The sequence below is a fragment of the Limosilactobacillus balticus genome (assembly GCF_014145615.1).
Classification (GTDB): Bacteria; Bacillota; Bacilli; order Lactobacillales; family Lactobacillaceae; genus Limosilactobacillus; species Limosilactobacillus balticus.
Window position 1 is genome coordinate 1 of the sequence record NZ_JACIVH010000069.1, and the last position, 25,632, is coordinate 25,632.

General features: G+C 36.8%; 19 protein-coding genes. 5 read left to right on the forward strand and 14 right to left on the reverse strand.

The features are described 5' to 3' along the window. Window positions 1-402: 402 nt before the first annotated feature. Both arcC and argF read right to left on the reverse strand, forming a co-directional pair. Window positions 403-1,335 (reverse strand): carbamate kinase, encoded by a 933-nt coding sequence (arcC, locus tag H5S10_RS07035; RefSeq protein ID WP_153702677.1) that lies wholly within the window; start codon window positions 1,333-1,335, stop codon window positions 403-405. Window positions 1,336-1,351: 16 nt separating this feature from the next. Beyond that, on the reverse strand, window positions 1,352-2,359 hold the full coding sequence (argF, locus tag H5S10_RS07040) for an ornithine carbamoyltransferase (RefSeq protein ID WP_003670402.1): 1,008 nt from the start codon (window positions 2,357-2,359) through the stop codon (window positions 1,352-1,354). Between the two features lie 254 nt (window positions 2,360-2,613). Between argF and H5S10_RS07045 the strand changes: the two genes are divergently transcribed. Next, window positions 2,614-3,453, forward strand: a complete 840-nt coding sequence (locus H5S10_RS07045; protein ID WP_182585978.1) for a DNA-binding domain-containing protein — start codon at window positions 2,614-2,616, stop codon at window positions 3,451-3,453. 55 nt (window positions 3,454-3,508) lie between these two features. Here H5S10_RS07045 and H5S10_RS07050 read toward each other — a convergent pair whose 3' ends face one another. The 4 genes from H5S10_RS07050 to H5S10_RS07065 form a co-directional block, all read right to left on the reverse strand. Then, window positions 3,509-5,716 (reverse strand): glycoside hydrolase family 3 C-terminal domain-containing protein, encoded by a 2,208-nt coding sequence (locus H5S10_RS07050; protein ID WP_182589157.1) that lies wholly within the window; start codon window positions 5,714-5,716, stop codon window positions 3,509-3,511. Between the two features lie 160 nt (window positions 5,717-5,876). Then, window positions 5,877-7,043: a glycoside hydrolase family 5 protein gene (locus tag H5S10_RS07055; RefSeq protein WP_182589158.1), complete on the reverse strand. Its 1,167-nt coding sequence runs from the start codon at window positions 7,041-7,043 to the stop codon at window positions 5,877-5,879. A 12-nt stretch (window positions 7,044-7,055) separates the two neighbouring features. Further along, the gene (locus H5S10_RS07060; RefSeq protein ID WP_182589159.1) at window positions 7,056-8,315 is read right to left on the reverse strand and encodes an MFS transporter; all 1,260 of its coding nucleotides are present in this window, start codon (window positions 8,313-8,315) and stop codon (window positions 7,056-7,058) included. Between the two features lie 45 nt (window positions 8,316-8,360). After that, a complete protein-coding gene (locus H5S10_RS07065) occupies window positions 8,361-10,367 on the reverse strand; it encodes a beta-galactosidase (RefSeq protein WP_182589160.1) in 2,007 nt (668 codons plus the stop codon). A gap of 127 nt (window positions 10,368-10,494) precedes the next feature. Between H5S10_RS07065 and H5S10_RS07070 the strand changes: the two genes are divergently transcribed. Further along, window positions 10,495-11,388 (forward strand): helix-turn-helix transcriptional regulator, encoded by an 894-nt coding sequence (locus tag H5S10_RS07070; protein ID WP_182589161.1) that lies wholly within the window; start codon window positions 10,495-10,497, stop codon window positions 11,386-11,388. Here H5S10_RS07070 and H5S10_RS07075 read toward each other — a convergent pair. Beyond that, window positions 11,385-13,034: a family 43 glycosylhydrolase gene (locus H5S10_RS07075; RefSeq protein ID WP_182589162.1), complete on the reverse strand. Its 1,650-nt coding sequence runs from the start codon at window positions 13,032-13,034 to the stop codon at window positions 11,385-11,387. The two genes, H5S10_RS07070 and H5S10_RS07075, sit on opposite strands and share 4 nt — an antisense overlap. 172 nt (window positions 13,035-13,206) lie before the next feature. Between H5S10_RS07075 and H5S10_RS07080 the strand changes: the two genes are divergently transcribed. Beyond that, window positions 13,207-14,034 carry an AraC family transcriptional regulator gene (locus H5S10_RS07080; protein ID WP_182589163.1) on the forward strand — a complete coding sequence of 276 codons (828 nt, stop codon included), beginning with the start codon at window positions 13,207-13,209 and terminating at the stop codon, window positions 14,032-14,034. A 37-nt stretch (window positions 14,035-14,071) separates the two neighbouring features. Here H5S10_RS07080 and xylB read toward each other — a convergent pair whose 3' ends face one another. The 5 genes from xylB to H5S10_RS07105 all read right to left on the reverse strand — a co-directional run bounded on the left by xylB (window position 14,072) and on the right by H5S10_RS07105 (window position 22,014). Further along, window positions 14,072-15,580, reverse strand: coding sequence for a xylulokinase (gene xylB, locus H5S10_RS07085; protein ID WP_182589164.1), 1,509 nt, complete (start codon window positions 15,578-15,580; stop codon window positions 14,072-14,074). 133 nt (window positions 15,581-15,713) lie between these two features. Beyond that, complete coding sequence (xylA, locus tag H5S10_RS07090; protein ID WP_086120626.1) at window positions 15,714-17,063, reverse strand: xylose isomerase; 1,350 nt, start codon at window positions 17,061-17,063, stop codon at window positions 15,714-15,716. 307 nt (window positions 17,064-17,370) lie between these two features. Continuing rightward, window positions 17,371-19,410 carry a right-handed parallel beta-helix repeat-containing protein gene (locus H5S10_RS07095; protein ID WP_182589165.1) on the reverse strand — a complete coding sequence of 680 codons (2,040 nt, stop codon included), beginning with the start codon at window positions 19,408-19,410 and terminating at the stop codon, window positions 17,371-17,373. A gap of 19 nt (window positions 19,411-19,429) precedes the next feature. Continuing rightward, entirely contained in the window at window positions 19,430-20,929 is a 1,500-nt protein-coding gene (locus H5S10_RS07100) for an MFS transporter (protein ID WP_182589166.1), read from the reverse strand. 149 nt (window positions 20,930-21,078) lie between these two features. Next, entirely contained in the window at window positions 21,079-22,014 is a 936-nt protein-coding gene (locus H5S10_RS07105) for an AraC family transcriptional regulator (protein WP_182589167.1), read from the reverse strand. A 260-nt stretch (window positions 22,015-22,274) separates the two neighbouring features. On the opposite strand from H5S10_RS07105, the gene H5S10_RS07110 reads away from it, so the two are divergent. Then, complete coding sequence (locus H5S10_RS07110) at window positions 22,275-23,672, forward strand: sugar porter family MFS transporter (RefSeq protein WP_182589168.1); 1,398 nt, start codon at window positions 22,275-22,277, stop codon at window positions 23,670-23,672. Window positions 23,673-23,771: 99 nt separating this feature from the next. Beyond that, the gene (locus H5S10_RS07115) at window positions 23,772-24,071 is read left to right on the forward strand and encodes a hypothetical protein (protein ID WP_182589169.1); all 300 of its coding nucleotides are present in this window, start codon (window positions 23,772-23,774) and stop codon (window positions 24,069-24,071) included. A gap of 62 nt (window positions 24,072-24,133) precedes the next feature. On the opposite strand, the gene H5S10_RS07120 is transcribed toward H5S10_RS07115, so the two are convergent. Together H5S10_RS07120 and H5S10_RS07125 are read right to left on the reverse strand one after the other, a co-directional pair. Continuing rightward, entirely contained in the window at window positions 24,134-25,315 is a 1,182-nt protein-coding gene (locus H5S10_RS07120) for an ROK family transcriptional regulator (RefSeq protein WP_182589170.1), read from the reverse strand. A gap of 99 nt (window positions 25,316-25,414) precedes the next feature. Beyond that, entirely contained in the window at window positions 25,415-25,624 is a 210-nt protein-coding gene (locus tag H5S10_RS07125; RefSeq protein ID WP_182585966.1) for a hypothetical protein, read from the reverse strand. Window positions 25,625-25,632: the final 8 nt, after the last annotated feature.

The following is a 25,632-nucleotide window of genomic DNA, read 5'->3' on the forward strand; positions in this document are numbered from 1 at the left end:
TATGAATAAAACTCTGAAATGTCTCTTATCCATGATTAAGCACCATGAAAAATACCACTATCGGTATACGGACTCTATGGTCCCTGTGAGGGCATAATCGTCTCACAAATTTAATATATCACTAATTCTCGATTTTTGAAGAAGAACCGGGTTGGTTTAGTATACTCTTCTTTTCTAAATATTTTTCTTGACTAATCGTAGGAAAGCGAGGCTGGGAGAAAACTTTTGTTTTCTCTCAGCCTCAACTACTTTTATGAACAATAGAAAGATAACGTGGAACTAGCTTCGCGTCGCCACAAGGCTCGAGTCTAAGTATGAACGATAATCAGCCCGTGCCGTGCTAATCATCGTCCTAGCTTAGCCCACCGCCTTGTCGAGGAGGTTATTTCCCACTCTCTCTTTTTAGTTATCACGAATAACTGTCCCGACTTTACCGGCAAGAGCATCATCAAGGCCATCTAATGAAGTAATTAATGCTTCTCGTTCTGGATGACCTTCAACAAATGAAAGACATGCTTCAATCTTAGGTAGCATGCTACCAGCAGCAAACTGTCCTTCTTTCATGTATTTCTGAGCTTCTGCAACGTTTAATGTCTTAAGGGCTTTTTCATCCGGCTTTCCATAGTTAACATAAACATGATCAACGGCAGTTAAAATAATCAACTTATCAGCATCAATCTTATCGGCTAACAATGCACTTGAACGATCCTTATCAATAACCGCTGGAACTCCTTCAAGTCCTTTATCAGTGATGATTACAGGTACACCACCACCACCACCAGCAATAACAAGCTTATCAGCATCAATCAATGTTTTAATGCTATCAAGTTCCATAATCTTCATTGGTAGTGGAGAAGGAACGACTTGACGATATCCACGTCCCGCATCTTCTTTAAAAGTGTAGCCCTTTTCTTTGGCAATTTCATCAGCTTGTTCTTTAGTGTAAAAGTCACCAACAGGCTTTGATGGATTTTCAAAAGCAGGATCATTAGGGTCAACTGCAATTTGCGTTACAATTGTTGCCACACTCTTATTCATCCAACGGTGGTGTAATTCATTTTCTAAACTTTGTTGCAAATGGTAGCCAATATAACCTTGACTCATTGCACCACACTCTGGGAAAGGAAAAGCAGCAGTTTTGCCGTGTTCAGCAGCAAAATTCATCCCTAAATTAATGGCACCCACTTGGGGACCATTACCGTGACTAATAACTACTTGGTTTCCTGCAGCAATTAACCCGATTAATGAGGAAGCAGTATTTTTTACTAACTTTAATTGTTCTTCAGGTGATTTGCCTAATGCATTTCCCCCTAAAGCAACGACTACTTTAGCCATGGCAAATGCCTCCTAATTAGTTTTGTTCACCTAAAGTTGCAACCATTACAGCTTTAATAGTGTGCATCCGGTTTTCAGCTTCACGGAAGACAACTGAATGTTCACTTTCGAATACTTCGTCAGTAACTTCCATTTCCTTTAAGCCAAACTTCTTTTCAATTTCCTTACCAACTTCAGTGTCGAGGTTGTGGAATGCAGGAAGACAGTGTTCAAAGAGAACATTAGGATTTTCAGTAGCCTTCATAACATCCATTGTTACTTGGTAAGGCTTAAGAAGGTTAATCCGCTTTTCCCACATGTCATCAGATTCACCCATTGATACCCAAACATCAGCATAGATTACGTCCATACCTTTGACACCTTCCTTGATGTCATTAGTAACAACAATCTTAGCACCAGTCTTGGCAGCAATTTCGTTAGCCTTATCTAACGTTTCCTTAGTTGGTTCCAATTCCTTAGGAGTAACAACGTGATATTCCATACCCATTACGGCGGCACCAAGCATCAATGCATTTGAAACATTATCTTGACCGTCACCGACAAAGGCAAACTTGATGTCCTTGTAAGGCTTCTTCAATACTTCGTGAGCGGTTAAGAAGTCAGCAAGTACTTGTGTTGGGTGATCTTCGTCAGTTAAACCATTCCAAACTGGTACACCAGAGTACTTAGCTAAAATTTCAACATTACGTTGTGAGAATCCACGATATTCGATACCATCGAACATCCCGCCAAGAACTCGTGCAGTATCCTTAACAGATTCCTTGTGACCAATATGTGAGCCTGATGGGCCAAGGTAAGTTACATGAGCACCTTCATCCTTAGCACCAACTTCAAAAGAACAACGAGTACGGGTAGAACTCTTTTCAAAAATCAAAGCAATGTTCTTACCCTCAAGATTCTTGCCTTCATAACCAGCATATTTTGCCTTCTTTAAATCTTCAGCAAGATCAAGCATGTATTCCATTTCCCGAGTGTTAAAATCTGCAAGAGTTAAGAAACTACGATTACGTAAATTAAAAGCCATTTTTTATTTCCTCCTAAGGTCTTAATACAAGTACTATAATAGGATTAAGTTTCATAATACTTCAAAAAGATTCCATAAATAACAGAAAAAATTTAGCGACTTTTTTACAACAATCTCCTTATTCACAATGATGTAAGCGGAAACACCTACACATTTGTAAAATATCAACTCTATTGTCTATTATCTTCACAAATAGTAAAATAAAATAGTGTTTCATAATACTTCAAAGAACATCAAGAAATCGGTGAAAATACATGAATTTTTATATTTTAGATAATGATAGTAAAATTATTCATTTATTATCCAATATTATTGAAAATGATTTCAACAATACTGTTGTCGGAACAACCTCTAATCCGCAACAGGCCTATGATGATGCAATGCGTCTAGGAATTGATATTATGTTTATTGATTATGCAATGCCAGCGATGGATGGAGTTCAACTCATTCAAAAAATCCAGGATAGTCATCATTATCCACACTTCATTATGACTGCTCAAGCAATTTTGCCCTCTGTAAAAACGAGTGCATATCAACATGGGATTGACTTTTTTATTGAAAAACCACTAAACATTGCAGAAGTTAAATCTGTTATTAAACTAGCAGCACAAAATATTAATATGTCTAATCGCCTTCTTCAAGTTTTAGATCTTGTGAGCGGTGCTGCTACGAACAACAATACGGTTACGATTAGTGGAAAAAACAAGAAAAAAGAAAACGCTCAATCTATCTTACGTTTCCTTGGTATTACAGCTGGAAATGGTGCTCCTGCAATTAACAAGCTTATTAATACAATGATTGAACGAGAAATTAGTTTTGACGAGGTTAATTTTGAAGAATTTTTCCAATGTGATGAGCATGGTAAAAAGATAATTTTCCAACGGATTCGGCGCGATATAAAAACCGGCCTTAATAATCTCGCCCATATGTGTATGGATTATCCAGAAAACGACATTATTCTGGAATATGCGAATAATTTATATGAATACAAAAACGTTCATAATGAAATTTCATTTCTCAAAGGAGAACGTACTAGCGGTGGCCAAGTATCGCTAAAACACTTCTTTAATGGATTAATTCAAGAAATAAATTAACAATAAAATAACGGAGAAAATAACCTTAAGACAGTTGTTTTCTCCGTTATTTACATTATCTAAGTTCTTTTAAAAAGGCTTCACGCTTCTCTTCATCTACTCCTGCAGCAGTAAGCGAGCGCAATGGCATATTCGCAGAAATCGCTACCCATGCGTCATCAGCCATCATCGGTTTTAAAGCATCATATAAGCCAGATTTTTCAAGCGCTTCTTGAATTTTAGGATTATTACTATTCCAAACTTCTCCAATGTAGGTATCTTCTGTAACTTCACCTAGTGGGTCAACCCCGATTGTCAGTTTAAAATCAGCTGTTAAGCGAACATCACGTGAAGAAGAGCCAAGCATGATCTCATATCTTCCATTATCAGCTTCCCACTGCTCATTGTTAATGTTATACCAACTAAAGGCACGGCGCGATAGTCTCATCTCAACAGTCTTGGTTTCTCCTGGCTGAAGATCAACCTTCGCAAAATTGCATAATTCTTTAACGGGCATTTCCACACGACTAACATGGTTTGCTACGTAAAGTTGAACAACTTCTTTTCCGGCAACCTCCCCTGTATTTGTTACTTGTAAGCTTACATTAACCTCGTCTGTTCCTTCTTGAACAACCAAATCGTGATATTCAAAGCTTGTGTAACTCAATCCATGACCGAATGGAAAGAGAACTGGCATCTCATGCAAGTCATAGTATCGATAACCGACAAAGATCCCTTCATGATAATCCTCTTGATCATGATCTTTGCCAAAGGTTCCATAGGTTGGATTATCCTGTAACCGAAGTGGAAATGTTTCTGATAACTTTCCAGATGGATTGACTTTCCCTGTTAAAATATCCCACGTTGCTTCACCGACTGCTTCCCCAGCTAAGTAAGTTTCAACAATCGCACCTACTTTACCTGCCCATGGCATCTCAAGGGCTGAACCATTTTGTAATACAACTGTGATATTAGGATTAACTTGAGCAACTTGTTCGATAAGGCGATTTTGATTTAATGGTAATGAGATTGATGTTTTATCAAAGCCCTCTGTCTCCATTTCTTCAGGAAAACCAGCAAATATAATAACTTTGTCGCTACTTTTAGCTAGTTGCAACGCCTCATTGAGTAAACCTTCATCTTCCTGCTCGCTATCTAATGAGTATCCTTGTGCATATTGAGCATTAGTAGGAGCTGCTTGAAGCGGAGTAACAAGATAGTGGGCATTGACATGCGAACTTCCCCCACCTTCAAACCGTGGCTTAGCTGCTAATTCACCAATAATTGCGACGGATTCACTCTTTTTTAAGGGAAGCTGTTGATTTTTATTTTGAAGTAAAATAATACTCTCATCAGCAACTTGACGGGCAAAATTATGTTGTTCTTCTTTATCATAATCTTCAGCCGTAGCGGCATCTTTCCCCCATTTTTCAACCATTCGTAATATCCGGAGTGCTGAACGGTTTAGGGTTGATTCTTGTAATCGGCCTTCTTTTACTGCTGTCACAATTTCATCAACAGAGACTTGACCTTTACCTGGCATTTCTAAATCTAAGCCTGCTTTTATGGCTGCAACATGATCGCCAACAGCGCCCCAGTCAGACATTACTAATCCTTCAAATCCCCATTCGTTACGCAAAATTTCCGTTAACAAGCGCTGATTTTGGGAATTAAGAACCCCATTCAGTCTATTATAAGAACACATTAAGGTAGCAGGCTGGGCTTCTTTAACAATCCGTTCAAATTGAGCTAAATAAATTTCCCGTAAAGCTCGCTCATCAATATTAGATGAAGATGTAAAACGCTGATCTTCACGGTTATTCGCAGCAAAATGTTTGACGCTAACACCAACATCCTTTTCTTGAACTCCCTTTACATATGCTGTCCCCATTCGACCAGCTAATAGTGGATCTTCAGAAAAATACTCAAAGTTACGTCCAGCTAAGGGACTACGCTTGATATTAACTCCAGGGCCGAGTAAAACGCCAAGATGTTCGGCATTTGCTGCTACTCCAAGATGACTTCCTAAGTTAAATAGCAAACTATCATCAAACGAACTAGCTGTTAAAGCGGATGAAGGAAAACAAACTGCATCAACAGAATCATTAATATCAGTTGGCGAAACAGATAAATCTTGTTTGCGTAATCCAGAGGGTCCATCTGACACCATCATTCGATCTACTCCAGGTACTTTAGCGGTAAACCAAAAATCTTTTCCTGAAACTAAGGCAGCTCTTTCCTCAAGCGTTAATCCCTTAACAAAATTTAAATCAATTTTTACCATTATCCTTATCCCTTCTAAGTTGTTCTTATTGTAAGCAAAAGCATAGATATGAATAATACATAACTAGCTCAATCGATTCTTTTTGTTCCTATAAGCATAAAAAGAATCAAGAACTTAACATTCCCATAGTCTGTTATCAGTTTATACTATCATAATATAACTAAATATCGCTTAATTTAACCCAGTCCTTATCAACTACTCGTTGTAATGCCCAACAATCCCAACCGTACCAGGCTGGCTCATTAACCGTGTCAATATTTAATTTATAAGTCCAGTAGATATAACCAATTCCTTGATTCCACGCATCAACTTGTGTTTTCCAAAGAATTTGATAAATTTTTTGAAGTTTTTCTTTATCCATATGGACTGCACCATCAAATTCTTGTTGAGTTGGGTTTATTCCTCCATTAGTATCAATCCCTGCTGTATAGGAGTTAAAGAGTGACCATTCACCAGTTACTACAGGTACATACTTATTAACTTCAGCAATTTTTTTACCAAAGTCAGTCATTGTCTTTTGATAAGCAGTTATCGAAAGATCATGATTGCGAATTTCGGCCATCATTAAATATTGATGAGTATCAAGAACAACATTTTCAAAATCATGCTGTTTAAAGAAGTCTTCCCACTTGTCAATATTAAAGCCGTCGTGGAACATAATTACCTTGTCTGCTGGTAAAATCGGTCGTAATAGCCGATAGCAATCTAAGTAATACTGGTACAAAAACTCAAAGGTAATAGGTGCACTACCTTTTGCCATCGCAGAATCGCGGGGTTGGTAACGACGTTGCATATCAGCAAATATTTCATTTGTTGCCGGCTCATTTAAGACTTCAATCCCATATAGACCTTCCCGGTTACCATAACGCTGAGCCAAACGTTTGATAACGTTTTTCTCAAACTTTATTTCTTCTGGCTCACTAGCCCATTTGCAAACACCAGAAATTCCACCATTATCAAAACCATTTTGACTGTCTGGTGCAGTATGGAGATCTAATAGTATCTTAATTCCATAAGCCTCAGCCCAGTTAAAGGCACGATCAACATATTCAATTTCTCCAATAAATGGTTTCCGGTCTCCGAAGATAAAATAAGGCAACGGTAAGCGAACTAGGTTAAAACCCAACTTAGCAATCCGCAGAAAATCTTCTTCTGTAATAAAGTTAGCTCGGTGCTGTTCAATTCTTGCTTGATACACATCTGCTGATAAATCATGGGCCAAATAATATTCATCATCCGCATTAGTTCCATCAAATAAATGTGGTGACATCCATTTTTCCAAGACAAGCCATCCACCTAAGTTAACTCCTTTAATCTTTTTATTCATGACTACCACTCCTCACTTTGTGCACCGAATCATTTGAATAAATACACAGGCGATAATAGCAAAGGCAATTGCAACAGGAAATACCAGTCGATAACCAGCAGCAGCAACTAAAGCACTAGTAACAATTGGCCCGGCAGTTTGTCCTAACGTTGTTGCCATGTTGATAATACCTAAATCCTTTCCGGCTTCCTTCTTCGAAGGCAAAACGTCAACATTTAAAGCTTGATCGACTGCACCATAAACAGCGTAGCCTAAACCAGCAAACCCAGCAAACATCATCATTGAACTTGGTGACTTCAAAATCCATGGTAGAAGATAACCGATTGCTAATAGAACTGAGGCCACTATAACTGGTAACTTTCGCCGACCAATTTTATCGGAAATAGCTCCAGAAGTCAGTGAACCAACTAACCCCACAACCATTGTAATAACTGACATAACAGAAATAGTCGTAGCTGCTGCTTGCTTGTCTTGACCAATGTACATTTCTAAAATGTAAAGTTGGTAGTTTAAAATCATATAATAACTAAAGATTAGCAGCGTTCGACCGACAAAGGCCAACCAAAAGTCCCTAGCACCTTTCATCGGTGGACGAAAAGATAGCATAAATTCCTTAAAACCACCTTTTACGGGTGTCATATTCTTAGAAGACTTTTCACTTGGCCATACCAAGACAGTCGCAATTCCAGAAATACCCATTAAAATACCAGCAGAAACAAAGCCAGGGATTTGAATAGTTATAAAGAAGGCACCAACCAAGGTACCAATTGAAGTACCAACAGTCGTCCCAGCAGAATAGAAAGCCGACATCGTTGCCCGTAAATCATCTGGAACTCTATCTGATAAAGTGGCAATAACTGGGGCAATAATGGCATTCAAGCCAAACATACAGATACAATACATTAGTCCCATTAACCAAACATTATCAAAAACTCCCGTTAGAAATAAGGTAATACCTCCGACGATTCCACCTCCGACAATCCATGGTGTCCGTCGACCATAGCGTGAACGTGTTCGGTCTGATAAATTACCAAATAATAAATTTGAAACTAATGAAGCAATTGCTGTAACAGCATTAATAATTCCAAATATCGTTGTCGCTTGCGCTCCACCAACAACATTCTTTAAGTGTTGTGGTAAAAGAACTGCTGAAACAATTCCTAAACCACTCATCCAAAGTAGTGAGCAGACAAAGAAAGATAGTGAGAAACGAATCCGACTAGTTTTTGAAGCGGTCGTGGTCATCGCTTGTTCGTTATTTACATTTTGCATTATACACCCTCCTGATAAAGCGCTTTCAATTAGTGTTAAAAAAATTTATTCTTGTCTTTCAATAATTTTTACATCCCAAGGGGATAATTTAATTTGATCATTCTCTTTAACTGGCTGATTAGCTCGAAGTTCAGTTCCATTCACTGGTAATTTAACTATGGTAACCTGATCACTATAGTTAAAAATAAAGTCAATTTGGTGACCAAATTCATTGATTCCCGACTTTACGATAATTGGAAAATGCACGCCATAATTTGACTGTAGATCAATTCGGTGACAAATATGTTCTACTAATCTCTCAATCACTTCAACGTTAGCCCAACAACCAAGGTACCAGGTCATCCCCTGACCAAATCGATTTTCCGTAATCGCAGCGTAATCTTTCCAGTGATTATCGTAACCAGCGAGTACCTTTGCACTATCGCTAACCAGTAGTTCGGCCCACTGATCAATTGTTGTATCAACCCTCTTAAAAATTCCTGACCGATCAGCTAACTTTTCGCCATTTGGGTCAACAAACATCTCATAATGAGCGCCAATAGCTTCACTAATGATTCCAGGCTGCTGACAAGTCCGCACCTTGACATGTTGATCAGTAACACCATTCTTAAACGTATAAAGCACATGACCACCATTTTGAACATAGGTGTTTAGCTTCCACAGGAAGGCATCATCACTAACATAGAGCATTGGGACTACGATTAGGTCATAGTGATCAAGATCAATCGTTGATGGATTTAAGATATCTGTGCGAATGTTATGACGATAAAATGCATCATAGAGTCGTCGAAAGACGTCATTATACTTATCCTTGCCAATACCAAATTCCATCCAATTACTACTAGTTGCAGTTAAGCTTTCATTGTCAACTACAAATGCTACTCGTGAATTGATCTTAAGGTTAATTAGTTTAGGTGAAAGACGTTGGAAGTCTTGGCCAACTTTTTTGGCCTCATTGTAAACTGGATTTGGAGCAAAATCATGACTTAAAAGTCCCTTCCAGTAAGTCTCAAATGAGTTATGAATTGAGTGCCAGTGCCAGTATTCAACCATGTTGGCACCAGTAGCTACATGACTAAAAGTCATTTGATACAATTGTCCTGGATATGGCGTCCAATTCTTAAAAGCCTGAGCTTGGGTTTCCATTACTAAGTAGTTTTGCATTTTAATGCTTCGAGCTTCGTCACCGGCAAATGATAACTCAGCACCAGTTAACTGGCGCTGTGCTGGGTGGTAAACATCGATTCCTACGACATCCAAGCACTTTGCTGCTGCAAAATGGTTAACATTTGGTTGAATACCATATGAAAACCCACGCCATTCAAAGTCAAAGTTGTGGGTAATAAATTGGTTTCGATGCTTATATTCATTTACGATTCGTGCTTGCCAAATAAGGTAATCCGTCACCAGTTGACGTTGGTACTTAGAAAATTCCCCAGCTAAACTACCATTAATCGTCCCGCTAACAGAAGGAAAATCTTCCCATGCATTAATCCGATTTGACCAGTAATCTAGGCCAAAATCATAGTTAAATTGGTCCAAGTCACCATTGTACTTGTTCTTAATATATTCAACAAAGCCACGTTGAACGTTTTCGCTGGAAGTGCCATAATGTTTGGTTTCATTATCAATCTGGTAGCCAATTACATTATCATACTTTGCAGTAATCGCCATCATATGGCGGATAATCCGTTCAGCATAGTAACGATAGATTGGGCTAGTGATATCCATAATCTGCCGTGCACCATATGGCTTGCGCTGTCCATCGTTTTCAACCAGTACCTCTGGATATTTCTTTGCTAACCAAGTGGGAAAAGCATAAGTTGGTGTTCCCACAATCACATTCATTCCCGCCGCCTGCATTTTATCCAAAACATAGGTAAGCTTTGAAAAATTAAACTGACCATCCTGAGGCTCATAAGTACTCCAAGTACTTTCACCGATCCGGACGACGTTTATCCCAGCTATCTGCATCATCTCAATATCCTTATTAATTCGGTCATATGGAAGATATTCAAAGTAATAAGCAACCCCATATAATAACTGTTTCATTGGTCATTTTCCTTTCAATCATTGTTTGAAATCGATTTCATTTGACTACTATTTTATTATCGTGATAATGTAAGCATATTCATAGATCATAACCTAGGTAAATTTGTCCCTTTTTGAGGTATTAATTATGAAACCATATCAATCCACGATTCTTTGTAACGCAATTCGCTTACCTGCCCTTAATTGGCAACTAAGTTTTTTTGGTGGTCATTGCCAACAGGTTAAGGCGGGATGGCACATCGGTACTGAACGTCATCTAGCCTTTGAACTGATTCAGGTTTTATCTGGTGCCGAACGGGTGAATCTAGCACAGCATGTATTTATCCTTAACGCCGGTGATATTCTCATAATTCCGCCAAATTTGGAACACGATATTACCTGTCTTAAAGAGATGGATTATTTTAACTTCCACTTTTCTTTAGATGACCAACTGTTAAGTACCCAACTGATTGAGCACGGCTTAATCTACTACCCACAATCCACCCCACAAAATAAGGAACTATTGCCAAGTCTCACCACCCTTTACCAATTAATTAGGCCTGACATGAAATATACATTCGCAACCAAACTTAATATTCAAAAGTTCTTTACTGATTTTCTTATTGTTTTGAACCAACAAACTGCTCATCATGAGAAAAATACTAGGCTTACTAAACTTAAGTATGCAGGAATGATTGCTAGTAACCTTCAACAACAGTTAAAAAATCAGATTTACAATTTCACGCAACAAGGAATTGACCCACAGACTACTAATACAATCACTATTAAGAACGTAATTGGTAAGGCCCAAATTAGTCTTAGCTATGGTACAGAAGTTTTTCGCGATGTCTATGGGATATCACCGCGAGCTTATCTATCAGAGTTAAAGCTATCAGAGGCTAAGCATCTGCTTATGATTCCAAATTTTAGTATTTCAGATATTAGTACGGTCCTTGGCTATACTGAACAATCTCACTTTACTCGGCAATTTAAGCGGTGGATGGGAATGACTCCTAATCAATTTCGGAATCATAATCTTTAAAGATGGTTAGTCACTTGATAATATTCAAATTCTCCAAAAGACTGATGTTCATAAGCATCCACTGCCCCAATAAAATTGAAAAGACCTGTAAAGCCACCAATTTCTCCTGGTTCACCATTAACTCCTTCATCTGAAAGATAAGAAAGATCAAATTGTTTAGCAAGCTGTTGCCAATTTTCAGTTTCGGCTAAGCGGTAAAAAACTGTCGCCAGCCCTAACTCATAATGCAATTTAAGTTCAACCTTCTCATTTGAAATAACTACCTCATCGTTGTAGTAATCAATTCGTTTGCCTTGTTTAGCTTGTAAAATTCTTAAAACTGTCTGCTTTTCATTATCAGATTGACAAAGACGCACATAGAACCAGTTATTCGCGTCGTAGTAAAAGCCAGCACCCGCTGTTTCAGAATAATGCTTAGGATGAAAAGTTACTTTAGTTTGAAGATCATAGTTTAATGAAGTGGCACGAGTCCCCATAATTGACGGCGATACTTGTGAAAAGAAGGAGTTTCGACCACTAATTAGTAATTTTTCATCAGTAACTTGTACCCATTCATTACTCTGCCCATGATAAGGGGTCATAAATCGTTGATCGTAGTGACCGTTGGTAAAATGGTCATCAATGTTAAAGAATTGCCAGTCTTGTTTAACTTCTGCTGGGACTTCAACTATTGACTTAGCTAAGTTGCTCCCATCAGCCATTTCTAACCATCCTTCTTCATTCCATCGCATCTTTTGTAATGATGTTTCTCGCCCTAGAGGATTTAATTTTTTTCCTGGTAACGGTCGTGACATTAGGTGAGCAAGATACCATTGACGGTCTGGAGTTTCCACTAGGGAGCCATGTCCAGACTTCTGCAATTTAGACTGTGGATTATACATTTCAAAGTGTCCAGCATCCGGATTACCAAGAGAGAACAAGTGACGTGGTGATGAAGTTACAATCGGTTCACCAGTTGGATCTGGTTCATATGGCCCAAAGATTTCTTTAGCACGCCCTACTTCAACTCCGTGAGCATAGCCAGTTCCTCCCGATGCCAATAACAGATAATAATAACCATCATGTTTATAAATTTGCGGTGCTTCAACACATCCCCGAGTAGTAAAACCTGTTGTAACTCGATGCCAATCGCCAACCTTCCCTGTTATTAAATTAACCTCAGCGATTACTATGTGACCAGGAGCTTGATAGCCCACTCGAGTTTCCCATTCCAAAACTGCGGCATAGTGTTTACCGTCACTATCATGAAATAGCGATGGATCAAAACCAATTGAAGTTAGATATTGCGGTTTTGACCACGGACCAGTAATCTGATCGGCTGACATAATATAACTTTCTGCATTGAACTCTCGGCCAGCCATGTTTTGAACATGACAATATGCTAGCCAGAACTTTTTCTGATTTGCATCATACGAAAGATGAGGTGCCCAGATTCCAGCCGGTGTATTTGTTCCTTGGAGATCCACATCTTTATCGCTTAAAGCATATGTTAATAGTCGCCAATTCACTAAATTCTTTGAGTGAAAAATTTGAATAGCCGGCTTCCAATGAAAAGTTGATGTTGCAATGTAATAATCTTCACCTACTCTCAAAATTGAGGGATCGGGTGCCATTCCAGGAATTATCGGATTCTTGATTTCATTCAATTTCTTCTCCTCCTAATTATTCTTATGGTATAGGTTCAGTAAGTTAGTTTGTTTATTGAATTAATTTACAGTAGTATAATATTATGTAAGCGAATTCATATCAATGTAATTAAATTTACAACACTAAATTTTCATCTATATAAGTAAGAAATGTAACTTTAGGAGAAAAATTATGAATAGTAGTCATCATGAAAATGTTATTGTCAATACTAAGCTCGGCATTCGTTTTTGGAAATCAGCAGTTGATTCAAATGGATATGTACCTTTTCACTGGCATAGTAGTATTGAAATCGTATGTGTTATTGATGGAAAGCTTTTGTTCACTATTAATGGAAAAACTTATAAAGTTGGGGCAAATGAGTTCATAATTGTTCCTTCTGGGGTAGTTCATGATGTTACAAATTCGCCGAACATTGCTTATGTACTTCAAATTCCACTTTCTGCTTTAGCACAATATATAGATCATCCAGAACAAGTTGATTTTCAAAATGGCGTAACCACGACGATCACTTATAAAACAATTGTTAGTCTAATTAAAGAATTAGGTAATTTGATTTGTTCTCAACCTCTTGGATTTCGTTTTGATAGTGAGATAGTTTTTTTACAACTTCTAAAACTAATTTTTACAAAACTGGTTTCTAAAACCCCACTGCAAACAAGCAATAATCGCTTAAAAGATATTATTATTTTCATTAATAAACATTATTATCAGAAACTATCCGTTAATGGTTTAGCTAAAAAATTTGGATATAATCCAAGCTATCTATCCCGACTTTTTAAGGAACAAACTGGTATATCATTAATAAATTACATTTATGAAGTAAAAATTAACCAGTTTTATCAAGATATCATTAATACAAATATCCCAATTAAAGAACTATTATTAAAGAATGGTTTAACGAATATGCGAACTGCCAGAAAAGACTTTAAAAACATGTTTGGTGTATTGCCAAATGATATTCGCCGAAAAAATATTCTTAATATACAAAAAAAGGATTAAACATCAGCATTTTCAACATAATGTTTAATCCTTTTTATTAATCCCAACTATTTCGTAATTTCATAATATCGTGACTAAGATCTTTAGTTTGGTCATAAACACGATGATATATCTTATAGAGCTCATTATATTTTACTACTATTTCTGGTTGCGGATCATAGGTCTTGCCAAAATGAACGAACTTCTTCGCACAATCTTGAAGTGAATCAAACCATCCCAGACCTACTGCAGCTAACATCGCAGCACCGAGACCTGGCCCCTGTTCATTTGTTAATGAAACTACTTTTTTATTAAAGATATTAGCTTGTAGTTGCAGCCAAAATTCACTCTTAGCTCCACCACCAATAGCGACAACCGTATCAAAATCTTGACCATGTTGATCATAAATATTTAGAATATCGCGGAAACTAAAAGTAATACCTTCAATTACTGAACGAACAAAATCATACTTGTTTTGCATACTGTCAACACCGATAAAGCTCCCCCGAACATCAGCATCAGCGTATGGCGTTCGCTCACCGACAAGGTATGGCGTAAAAATCAAACCGTTAGCTCCCAATGGCCGTTCAGATGCCCTATTAACCATTGCTGTGAAATCTTCATCTTTTGCAAAAGTATGTTTGAACCAATTTAACGAATGCCCCGCAGCTAGCGTAACCCCCATTGAATAGTAAGTATCAGGAATTGCATGACACTCATACTGTAAGGCACCGTGATAATTTACATTTGCATCGGGCTCATATTTCAAAACCACGCCTGATGTTCCAATACTGCTCATTACCATATTTGGCTTTAGAATACCTGCTCCAACGGCTCCACAAGCATTATCACCGCCACCGCCAAAAACTTTAGTGGTCGTCTTTAATCCTGAGAACATCGAATAAGAATCAGTAACCGTCCCCGCTTCATCAATTGAACGAATTAATGGGGGACACATCGACATAGAGATGCCAAATTCATCGCAGATTTCTTTACTCCAAGTATTCTTCTTGATATCAAATAGGACTGTTCCGGTGGCATCGGAATAATCTATTGCCTGTTTATCAGTCATTACATAACGAACATAATCTTTAGGCAATAAGAAACTTTTTGCTTTTGCCCAAATCTCTGGTTCATTTTCTTTAACCCACAAAAGCTTAGGTAAAGTGAATCCTTCCAAGGCACGGTTACCAGTAATCTCAATAAATTTATCGCCCAGCTTTTCTTTAATTTCTTCACATTGCTTAGTCGTCCGTGTATCATTCCATAGCATCGCTGGTCGCAATACTTGTCCATTAGCATCCAGCAAAACCAGCCCGTGCATTTGTCCTGAGAATGAGATTCCATCAATTTCTTCAGCCTTTAATCCGTCTCTTAAAATTAATCGATCAATTGCAATCGTTGTTCCATAAAGCCAATCTCGCGGGTCTTGTTCGCTGTAGCCAGGATGAGGCTGATGGAGATCATAGCCATAGCTTTGTTGCGCAACAATTTTGCCATCACGGTCCATCGCTGAAACCTTGACTGCACTTGTACCTAGGTCGACCCCAATTACATATTCGTTCATTATAATTTCATTCCCTTCTTAACCAAAAAGGGTCGGGGCAAAGTTGATTGCCTCGGCCCTTTTATTATATGACTTTTTTCCGTACTGAGTGAATGCTTGTCATGTTGTAGTTTTTTGGATTGATAGGAGATGTTTACTTAGCAAGCGTTTCAATCATGTAGTGGTTAATTGTGTCTTTAATTTCTTCAAGATGGTCTGAATGTGTGGCTGCTAACAATTCGCTTTGTGGAGTATCAATTACTTTTTCTTCAAGACTAGCAAAGTTTTCATTACCGTCTTCAATACTCTTACCTAAGCCTTCATCCCATGTGGAGTAACGTTCTTTAATAATATCATCTAAGAAACCGTCTTCCTTCATAGCAGCAGCAACCCGTAAACCAGCAGCAAAGCTATCCATACCAACAATGTGACCATAGAAGAGATCTACAGGCTTAAACGATGTCCGACGTGGTTTTGCATCAAAGTTTAATCCACCACGAGGTCCAATGCTACCGTTTTGAATAACTTCCCACATAGCAGCAGTAGTTTCATAAAGGTTAGATGGATATTCATCGATATCCCAACCAATTAACTTATCACCTTGGTTGGCATCAAGAGAACCAAGCAATCCTGCTTCACGAGCAACCCGAATTTCGTGTTGGTACGTGTGACCAGCTAAGTTAGCATGGTTACCTTCAAGGTTAAGCTTAAAGTCCTTATCAAGACCATATTCACGCATGAAGTTGATTGTTGTTGCAGCATCAAAGTCATATTGGTGAGTAGTTGGTTCCTTTGGCTTTGGTTCAAGAAGCATTTGAGCGTCAAAACCAATTTCATTAGCGTAATCTTTAGCCATGTGGAAGAACTTAGCAATATGAGATTGTTCACGCTTCATATCTGTGTTCCAAAGTGATTCATATCCTTCACGTCCACCCCAGAATACATAGTTCTCTGAACCAACGCGCTTACCAACTTCAAGACTGTGCTTTAATTGAGCAGCAGCATAAGCGTAAATTTCTGCTGAAGGAGCAGTACCAGCACCTTCTAAGAACCGTGGATTTGTAAAGAGGTTTGAAGTATTCCAAAGAACTTTCATGCCGGTAGCTTTTTGATATTCAACAATCTTATCAACTACTCGATCCAAATTCTTGTTTGTTTCGCGAAGTGTGTCACCTTCTGGAGCTAAATCACGATCGTGGAAGCAAAGGAAATCAACACCTAATTTGTTATAAAATTCGAATGCATAATCAACCTTTGCTAAAGCGCAATCCATTGGGTCACTGTATTTGTCATATGGACGTTGAGCAGTTCCATCACCGAATGGGTCAACTAACCGTTGATCGAATGTGTGCCAATATGCGACTGAGAAACGAAGCCAATCCTTCATTTTCTTACCTAAAATTACTTCATCTGGGTTGTAGTATTGGTAGAACAAACCAGACTTAATACTTTTATGTGGTCCCTCGTATTCAATTTTATCAATATCATTCCATAAATCAGCCATATTTACGGCCTCCCATCCATTTAGTTTGTATAAACAACTAACTTACAATTATTAATATATACCCTTAAAGCAATTTTGTAAACCCTTTCTTTGTGATTTTACGTATAAAATCACAAAGAAAGGGTTACATATCAATACCAAACGTCTATAGCCCATTAATTTATTCAATTAAAAAATACCCCCTACATTTTCATAGGAAGTATTTTTAGTCAACCATACCAGTTGACAGATATCCGAAAAACCGAACCACAATTAAAGAAATTATAGTTCGCTTTTTTCTTATTAGGTAAATTTTTTAATTTATTATTTAAAACAAGCTTTTTTGAATTTCTTCTGCGCCAGCAAATGGCCCTGCTGTCACTTTAATTCCTTCTCGATGAGTACCAAAGAAATCAGTGTTAAATGTAATTGGAGTACCATCAGGGTTTTCATATTTTTCTTCCGGTTCAAATGCCATCATGATTGTATCAGTAGAGATAACGCCATCTGTTTTTGCAGGCACAGCATTAAAAAGATTGGTTTTAAGAAATAGTCCCTCATCTCGTTGTTCAAGTTTTAATTGAATTTTTTTATCAGAAATAATGGCATCTTTTTCCATATTACATGGTTCTGCACCATTAAAGTAGATATTACCTGCGCTCCAAATTGGCAAATGGTTATAATAATGATCACTATTTGGTGCATAAATTCCACAATACCCATCAAATTGTTTCTTCCATTCTTCAAATGTTGGATAGTTATCAAATGGTTTTGTACCAACCGTAAAGTTATAATCATCCCAATCATCTGGTTCATCTTTCTTCATATCCGCTAGTTTTTGCATTTCTGGGCGTAACTTTTGTTGAACAAAAATATTATTGTAAAATTTGTTATCTCCATGTTGAATGGTCATAAAGCCCATTACCTTAGTACCGTGAATTTCATGATATGGTGTAAATCGATTAGACGGTAAATTAACTGAATTGTTATCAGTACCACGTCCAATTGCTGTAAAACTTCCTGCAATTAAATTATGAACAAATGCTACCCCTTGAGCTGCTAAACGAACAGATCGATCAGAAAGCAAGAGATTATTATCAATCAACGTTGGCCCATGAGAAACTTCAATCCACATATCTTCACCGAGGCCAGATAAAACATCATCTAAATTATCTTTTGTAACCTTAAAGTCATTTGGTAGACTATTATGATCAAATACATTTTGAGTTACTCGTGTTCCTTGGGCTTGCCAATCTAACCATAAACCACGAGTACAATGATGAATATGATTATGACGATATGTTACGTCAATTGCAGCGTGCATCTTAATACCACCTATTTCAGCACCTGCAAGATTCTGACGAACGTTAATGTCATGAATATCATTATCTTCAATCAAAGAAAATACCCCGCCTAAATGGCCAACGATACCGGTTTGACCACAGTCATGAATATGATTTTGATGAACAATATGAGACCCAACATGCTCTTTATCCCATCCCTCATAAGAAGCTTGACAAATGGCATCACGTTCTGTTTGTGTACCATCTTTATACTTCCATTTTGACCATTTATTATCATTATTGGGCTGAAGATACTTTCCTAATGAAATTCCTGAACACTTTGAATGGGAAATATCACATTTTTCAATAATCCATCCTTTTGACCAGTGGGGCCCAATCATCCCCTCTTGATAAGCTGTTGGTGGTGCCCATTGAGTTGCAGCTTTGGTTACACCGAATCCCGATAGTGTAATATACCCTATCCCTTCTGTTTGAGGATAGAAACAATTCTCGCGAACATTAATTTCTACATTTTCTTTATTGGGATTGTTTCCCTGGAAATTAGCATAAATAATTGTTTCGTTATTACGATCATCTTGCTCAGTAAACCATGTGTATAAAGTATCATCGGGATACCACGATTTCTCATTACGGACTGGTTTTTTCACTTCATCTAATGAATTAACTTCATATAATGCTTTATCATTCAGATACACTTCACCTGTATGAGCAATAATACGGGCATCAAACCAATCACCATAAACTTTAGTTGTGTAAGGATTATAATCTGCAAAAACACCATTAGGAATATTAACTTTCCAAACGTTGTCATCAATCTTTTCCCAACTCGTTACTCGTTCTGCTCCGGTAATCACAGCACCCAAGTTTTCTGATGACTTATACGTAATTCGTTTACTTGAAGTTCCACTATTTTGGGGATTAACATTTTCCCGATAAATTCCAGGACCTACTAAAACAGTGTCGCCAGGCTGAGCAATGTTGGCCGCTGCTTGAATTGTTTTGAATGGATGATTTTTCTGTCCATTACCATCAATAGGTACGTTTTTATCTACATAAATATTCATAGTTAGATGTCTCCTTTAATTAGTTCTTAGCAGCATTTCTCTTGGCTTCAATTTCATGATTGATTTTGTCAACTTCTGGATCACTTAAAGGATATTTACTCATAACCCACATACCAATAACTGCTAAAATAATTGGAATCCAGATCATCGAAATAGAAATACCAGTTAACGCCGAAGTAGGCTGAGTAGTCTTTGTTCCATTAAAGTGACAAAAGGCATTAATATATCCTGGAATAATTCCCCCTAAGGCTAGTCCGATCTTAAAAAATAGCCCCATAATTGAATTGATAATCCCAGCTACCCGTTTCTTAGAATGCCATTCACCGTAAGATATAACTTCAGGAACAAGTGACCACATATAACCCGTAGCAGCAGTAATTCCCCATTGCATGATAAAACGCCCAATATATCCTAAAGTAATATTGTTTTTAAATGCTGGGAAAGACCAAATCCATAAAATTAATTGTCCAATAATAAAGAATGTTAAAAATAAGTAGAAAAAGCCTTTTTTACCAATGCTTCGGCGAATAAGCGGCCAAAGGAAGACAAGGAAAATTCCTGGAATCGAACCAATTAAATTAATTGATGCCATCCATTCTGAATGACCAATATTATATTGCAAGAAAAATGGCCATACCGTATTACCAAAAAACATAAACGTAAAACTGATTAAGAAGAACCAACCCAAGACTTGAAGTGGTTTATTTTCAATTAATTCGTTCCATAAATCAGAAAACTTAACTGATTTAGTTTCTTCTTCTGTTGGTAAAACCCGTTCTTTAATTCCAAAATAAGTACATAACAACATGATAAATCCAATTATCATATAAACTATCATTACTTTGAAATAAGCATTAGCAGCATGAGGAGAAGCATAATTCCCTAAATCTAATCTGATACCAAACAAGCCAATACTTTGTAATTTCTTATCTGGAGATGCTAATTGAACAAATAGTGGTAAGAAAGTATACACTAATAGGTTCCCAATATTCGCTTCTGTCATTCGAACTGTTGTTAAAGTTGAAACTTCATCATTATCGCGTGTTAATGATGCATTTAATGATCCATATGGAATATTAACAAATGAATAAATTAATGCAGTAGCTAAATACATAAAGAATGCATAAAATATATTTCCACGAACAGCAGGAATTGGTAAGAAAAGCAGTGCACAACAAATTGTCAGTGGAATTCCAAAGTAAATTAAAAATGGCCGATACTTTCCACCATGTTTAAAGTGACTCTTGTCAACAACTGTTCCAACCCATGGGTCCCAAAAAACATTTACCCAACGTACGATTAAAAAGATTGTTGCCCCAGCGGCTGCGGAAATTCCAAATACAGTAGTGAGATAGAACAATAACATTGAACCAATTGTTCCAAAAATTAAGTTCTGTGCTAAATCCCCTGCTCCATAGCAAATTCGTTCACGCCATGAAAGTTTTGCAAATTCATTTACTTTTTCTTGGGAGATTGTTTTCTCTGTCTCACCAATTTTTCCCGTTGGTACATTCTCCATTTGATTTCACCCTTTCAGTTTATCTCATGTAAGTTAGTTGTATAAACTGACAGATATTTCCATCTGAACCAATTGTATTCGCTTTCACAAAAAGAAAATAGACCATATACTGACAAGTATTTGTCAATTTATGATCTATTTTTACTCACTTATTCAAAATATCCCGTTTGATTTTTTGACCTTACTGAGCGTTTCTTTATAACTTGTTTACGATATTCACTGGGCGAATATCCAGACCATTTCCTAAACTGTTTACTAAAGATTGAAACGTTCGCTGCTCCTACCATATAAGCTACTTCTTCAATTGAATTTCCAGAATATTCTAAGAGACGTTGAGCCTTTTTATACTTTTCACGATCAATAAAATGCAAAGGGGTTGTACCATAAACCTTCTTAAAAACTCGATGTCCATACCCACTACTAATTCCTAACTCTTTACATAAATCGCTAAAGTTAAAGGATGGCTTTTCATCATCGTTATTAACTCGGTTTTCAATCGCAATTACTAAGTCACGACTAATCTGTGCTTCCTTATTAGAAAAAGGAAGCGAGCTGTTGTGACTATATTTATCTTTAATTAATGAATTAACCTGCTTCAAATATTTTAGCAAAAGTATTTCAATTTCGACTTGAATACTAAAATCACTAGAAAGGCTTTTATTACGGCAAAGCTTAACAATTCCATTTAACATTTTTTGAGACGCTTTTGCTAACTGTGAGCTTGCTGGAATCAACTGGTTACTAATTAAACTAATAATTCGTGATCGTAGCTGAATATCTTCAAAGTCAAAATGTAAACACATATATGTCATCGGGGCAGTTTTACTTGCATTCCGATTAGTATGAAAGGTTCCCGGTGCAATAATAATGGCGTCTCCTGGGCCTAAATCCATTGGCGACTGGTCACGGATTTCAGTGAGCTGATAACCATCAACTACTACCATTACTTCAAATACCTGATGGCGCTGCTCAAAGAAAGACCATCCGCCATTAACAGTGCGTTGATGCCCTCCAAACATATATAGGCCTGACTCAATTGTTGGAATAGATATAAACTTTTGCAAAATTACTACTCCTTTCTTCATCCGTATCTCCTATATATGTATATTATCACTTATCTTCATTTTGATTGTTAGCGTTTTTTTATAACTTATTTTTGTCATTTTATGATCGATACACAATGTATAATTCAACAAATTTAAGAGGTAAATAAAAAAGCGCTTTCAAAAAATAACAATAAATGTTATACTCTTTTACGAAGGTTAGTTCTTTATTTAAACTAACCAAATACAAACAACCAACTTACACTAATTATTGCTGTCTGTATATAGTTAGGAGATTCAATATGAAACATAAATTATCAGCAAGTTGGATTTACTTCTTTGCTGCTTTAGGTGGTTTGCTTTTTGGATATGATACTGGTTCAATTTCAGGTGCTATTCTATTCATCGAAAAGCAATTATCACTGAACTCTTGGCAACAAGGATGGGTTGTTTCAGCAGTTCTTGTCGGTGCTATTATTGGGGCGATTACAATTGGCCCCTTCTCAGATCGATTTGGACGTCGTAAGTTGCTATTATTAACATCTATTCTCTTTTTCATCGGAGCTTTGGGTTCAGGATTAGCTCCAGAATTTTGGACTTTAATTTTTACACGAATTATCCTTGGTTTAGCCGTTGGAGCTGCTTCTTCGTTAATTCCTACTTATTTAGCTGAATTAGCTCCAGTTTCTAAACGTGGGATGATGTCAGGAATGTTCCAATTTATGATTATGTCTGGTTTACTTCTGGCATACATTCTTAACTATTCTCTTCAAGGAATTTATACCGGTTGGCGTTGGATGCTTGGTTTTGCGGCTCTTCCTGCAGCAATTCTATTTATCGGGGCAATTATCCTTCCTGAATCGCCACGTTACTTGGTCCGTAATGATAAAGAAAACGTTGCGCGCGGAGTTCTTATGACAATGAACAATAATGATGAAGATGTTGTTAATGGGGATATTGCAAAAATTAAGAAGCAAGCGGAAATCGTTTCTGGTGGATGGAAAGAACTATTTGGTTTGATGGTTCGTCCTGCTTTAATTGCGGCCGTTGGTTTAGCTATTTTTCAACAAGTAATGGGCTGTAATACAGTTCTTTACTATGCACCAACTATTTTTACTGATGCCGGTTTTGGTGTTCATTTTGCCTTACTTTCACATATTTGGATCAGTATCTTTAATGTTATTGTAACCTTTATCGGAATCTACCTTATGAATAAAGTTAGTCGCCGTAAAATGTTAATCGTTGGTGGATGGCTAATGGGTATTACTCTCTTTATTATGTGCTGGGGATTAATGTATTCTAGTGATTCAAAATTTGCTGCCGATATCGCTGTTATTTCAATGGTTATTTACATTGCCTCTTTCTCCGGTACTTGGGGTCCTATTATGTGGACAATGATTGGTGAGATGTTCCCACTTAACATTCGTGGTCTTGGAAATTCTTTTGCTGCTGGTGTTAATTGGACTGCTAATGCCATTGTTTCGTTAACATTCCCTCCTCTACTAAGTCTCTTCGGTAAAGGTACTCTCTTTATCGGTTATGGAATCTTTTGTCTTCTTGCTATTTGGTTCGTCCATTCCAAAGTCTTTGAAACACAAGGCAAGTCTCTGGAAGAAATTGAACAGTGGCTACGAACTCAAGCATCAAAGAAGCAAAAAGATACAGCACCAGAAGCTACTTCAATTCAAAAAGAAAATTAATAAATTTAGTCAGACTGGATAGCTGGTCTGACTTTTTATATTTATAAATAAAATTATGGTATACTGAAATTAAAATCAGCGATGGAAAGGAGAAAGTTAATGATAGCATATAAAAATTGTAGTCCAAGTGAGCTCAATTATGCTTTAGGAAAAGGCGGAAACGTCACAATCAAGGTTAATGGAAAAACCATTACTCTTACATTTAAAGATGTTCTGGCAGAAAATCCTAAATATATGAATGTTAAGATTTTTTCTGATCCTAAACATATAATGGCATCAATGGTAGTCGACGCATATCTAAAAGATGATAAGAATGATGCCGACGTTAATCAAAAAGTCAAAGAAAAATTAGCAAACTGCATTAATACAGCAGTAAGAAATCGTTTCGGCCTTATTTAAAAATTAAGAGTGTAAGTAAAAACTTCTATGGTTTAGATAATAAGTCTTTACTTACACTCTATTTAATTAATATTTTTTACTTCTTTTGGCCATCGAAAATGCAGTAGATAATCATCTAATCCTAAGGCACGATGAATTGCTAATGAACTTGCTCCCAGTAAAGAAGTCATTCGTGAACCTTTTATCATTTGAATTGGAGAAAAGATTCCTAATTCTACAAGTCGATCTCGTACCATTTCATACATTACGGGCAAATCTTCGAATAATGTTGAATTAAAATATATTTTTTCTGGTCCATAAGAAACAATCGCATTATAAGAAACTTCAGCAATCAACTGCGCCGCATGATTTAAGATCTGTTTTACTTGATCGTCTTCGCGGTAGAGTTTAACTAAGTCTTCACTAGTGATCTCTGTTAGATTTTTAGCATTCATTACTTGTCGGATAATAGAATCTTCTGAACATAGCGATTCTACCTTAACAAGTTGTCGTGACCCACTGTCTAAATCATTTGTCATTAAACTGCGGCCGATTTCGCCAGCCATCCCGCGATAACCTCGATACAGATTATGACCAGCAATAATGCCTACACCAATCCCCCGATGAATGCTAATTGTAATTAAATCATGTGTCGCTTGGTTAGTTCCAAAATCTTGTTCAAATACCGCCGATAAATTAGCTTCGTTTTCTAACACAACCGGAACATTAAACTCTTTACTAAAATACTCTTCCAAGTCTATTCCTTGTAGTGCTAAGAAAGGTGAATCTATTATTTTATTATTAAACACTATTCCATGAATTGAAAAAGCAATAGCTAATAGCCCATGTTGAGTTGAATCAACTTGCTGAAGTTTTTTTATCTCTTCTTTTATTATTTGCATAATGTTTAATATATCAAATTTTTCTATTGGTTTACGATTATATTGAATAATCTCACCATTAAGATAATTAAACATCGAGGCCATATATGATGTCCCAATATTAAAACTTGCAACATATCCATAATTACGATTTAAACAAACAAGGTGGGGCTTTCGACCACCACTACTTGTTGATTCTCCTTGCCGCACCCCTTCAATAAATCCATCTTCGTTTAATTCATCGTATATTGACGAGACAGTTGATTTATTTAAATTTAATTGGCGTGCTATTTCTGCCCGTGATGTTTCGGCATTATTAAATAACTGTTGTAATACAAGTTTTTTATTTTGTATTCGTGAAAGATTACGATGGTCATTTATCATTTTTATCCTCTGCGCATTTTATAATTTCATTTATACTAATAGTGTACATATTACAATATCTTATGAGTATATTATAACATAAAACAATTTATTGACTAATTAGCTATTAATGTGCAAAATCTTAAATTCTAAATAACACCACAAGATAATTAGTAAAATACTATAAGCCGCAGAAAGCCACACTACATATTTTAAGAACGCCAAAATATGAAAGACCGTTAATATTTGCAAACAAATTGTTAAAACAATCCATACTACTAAATGATCTTTTACCCGATCACGATGTTCAATTAATTCTTCTTTTTTCATAAAAATAC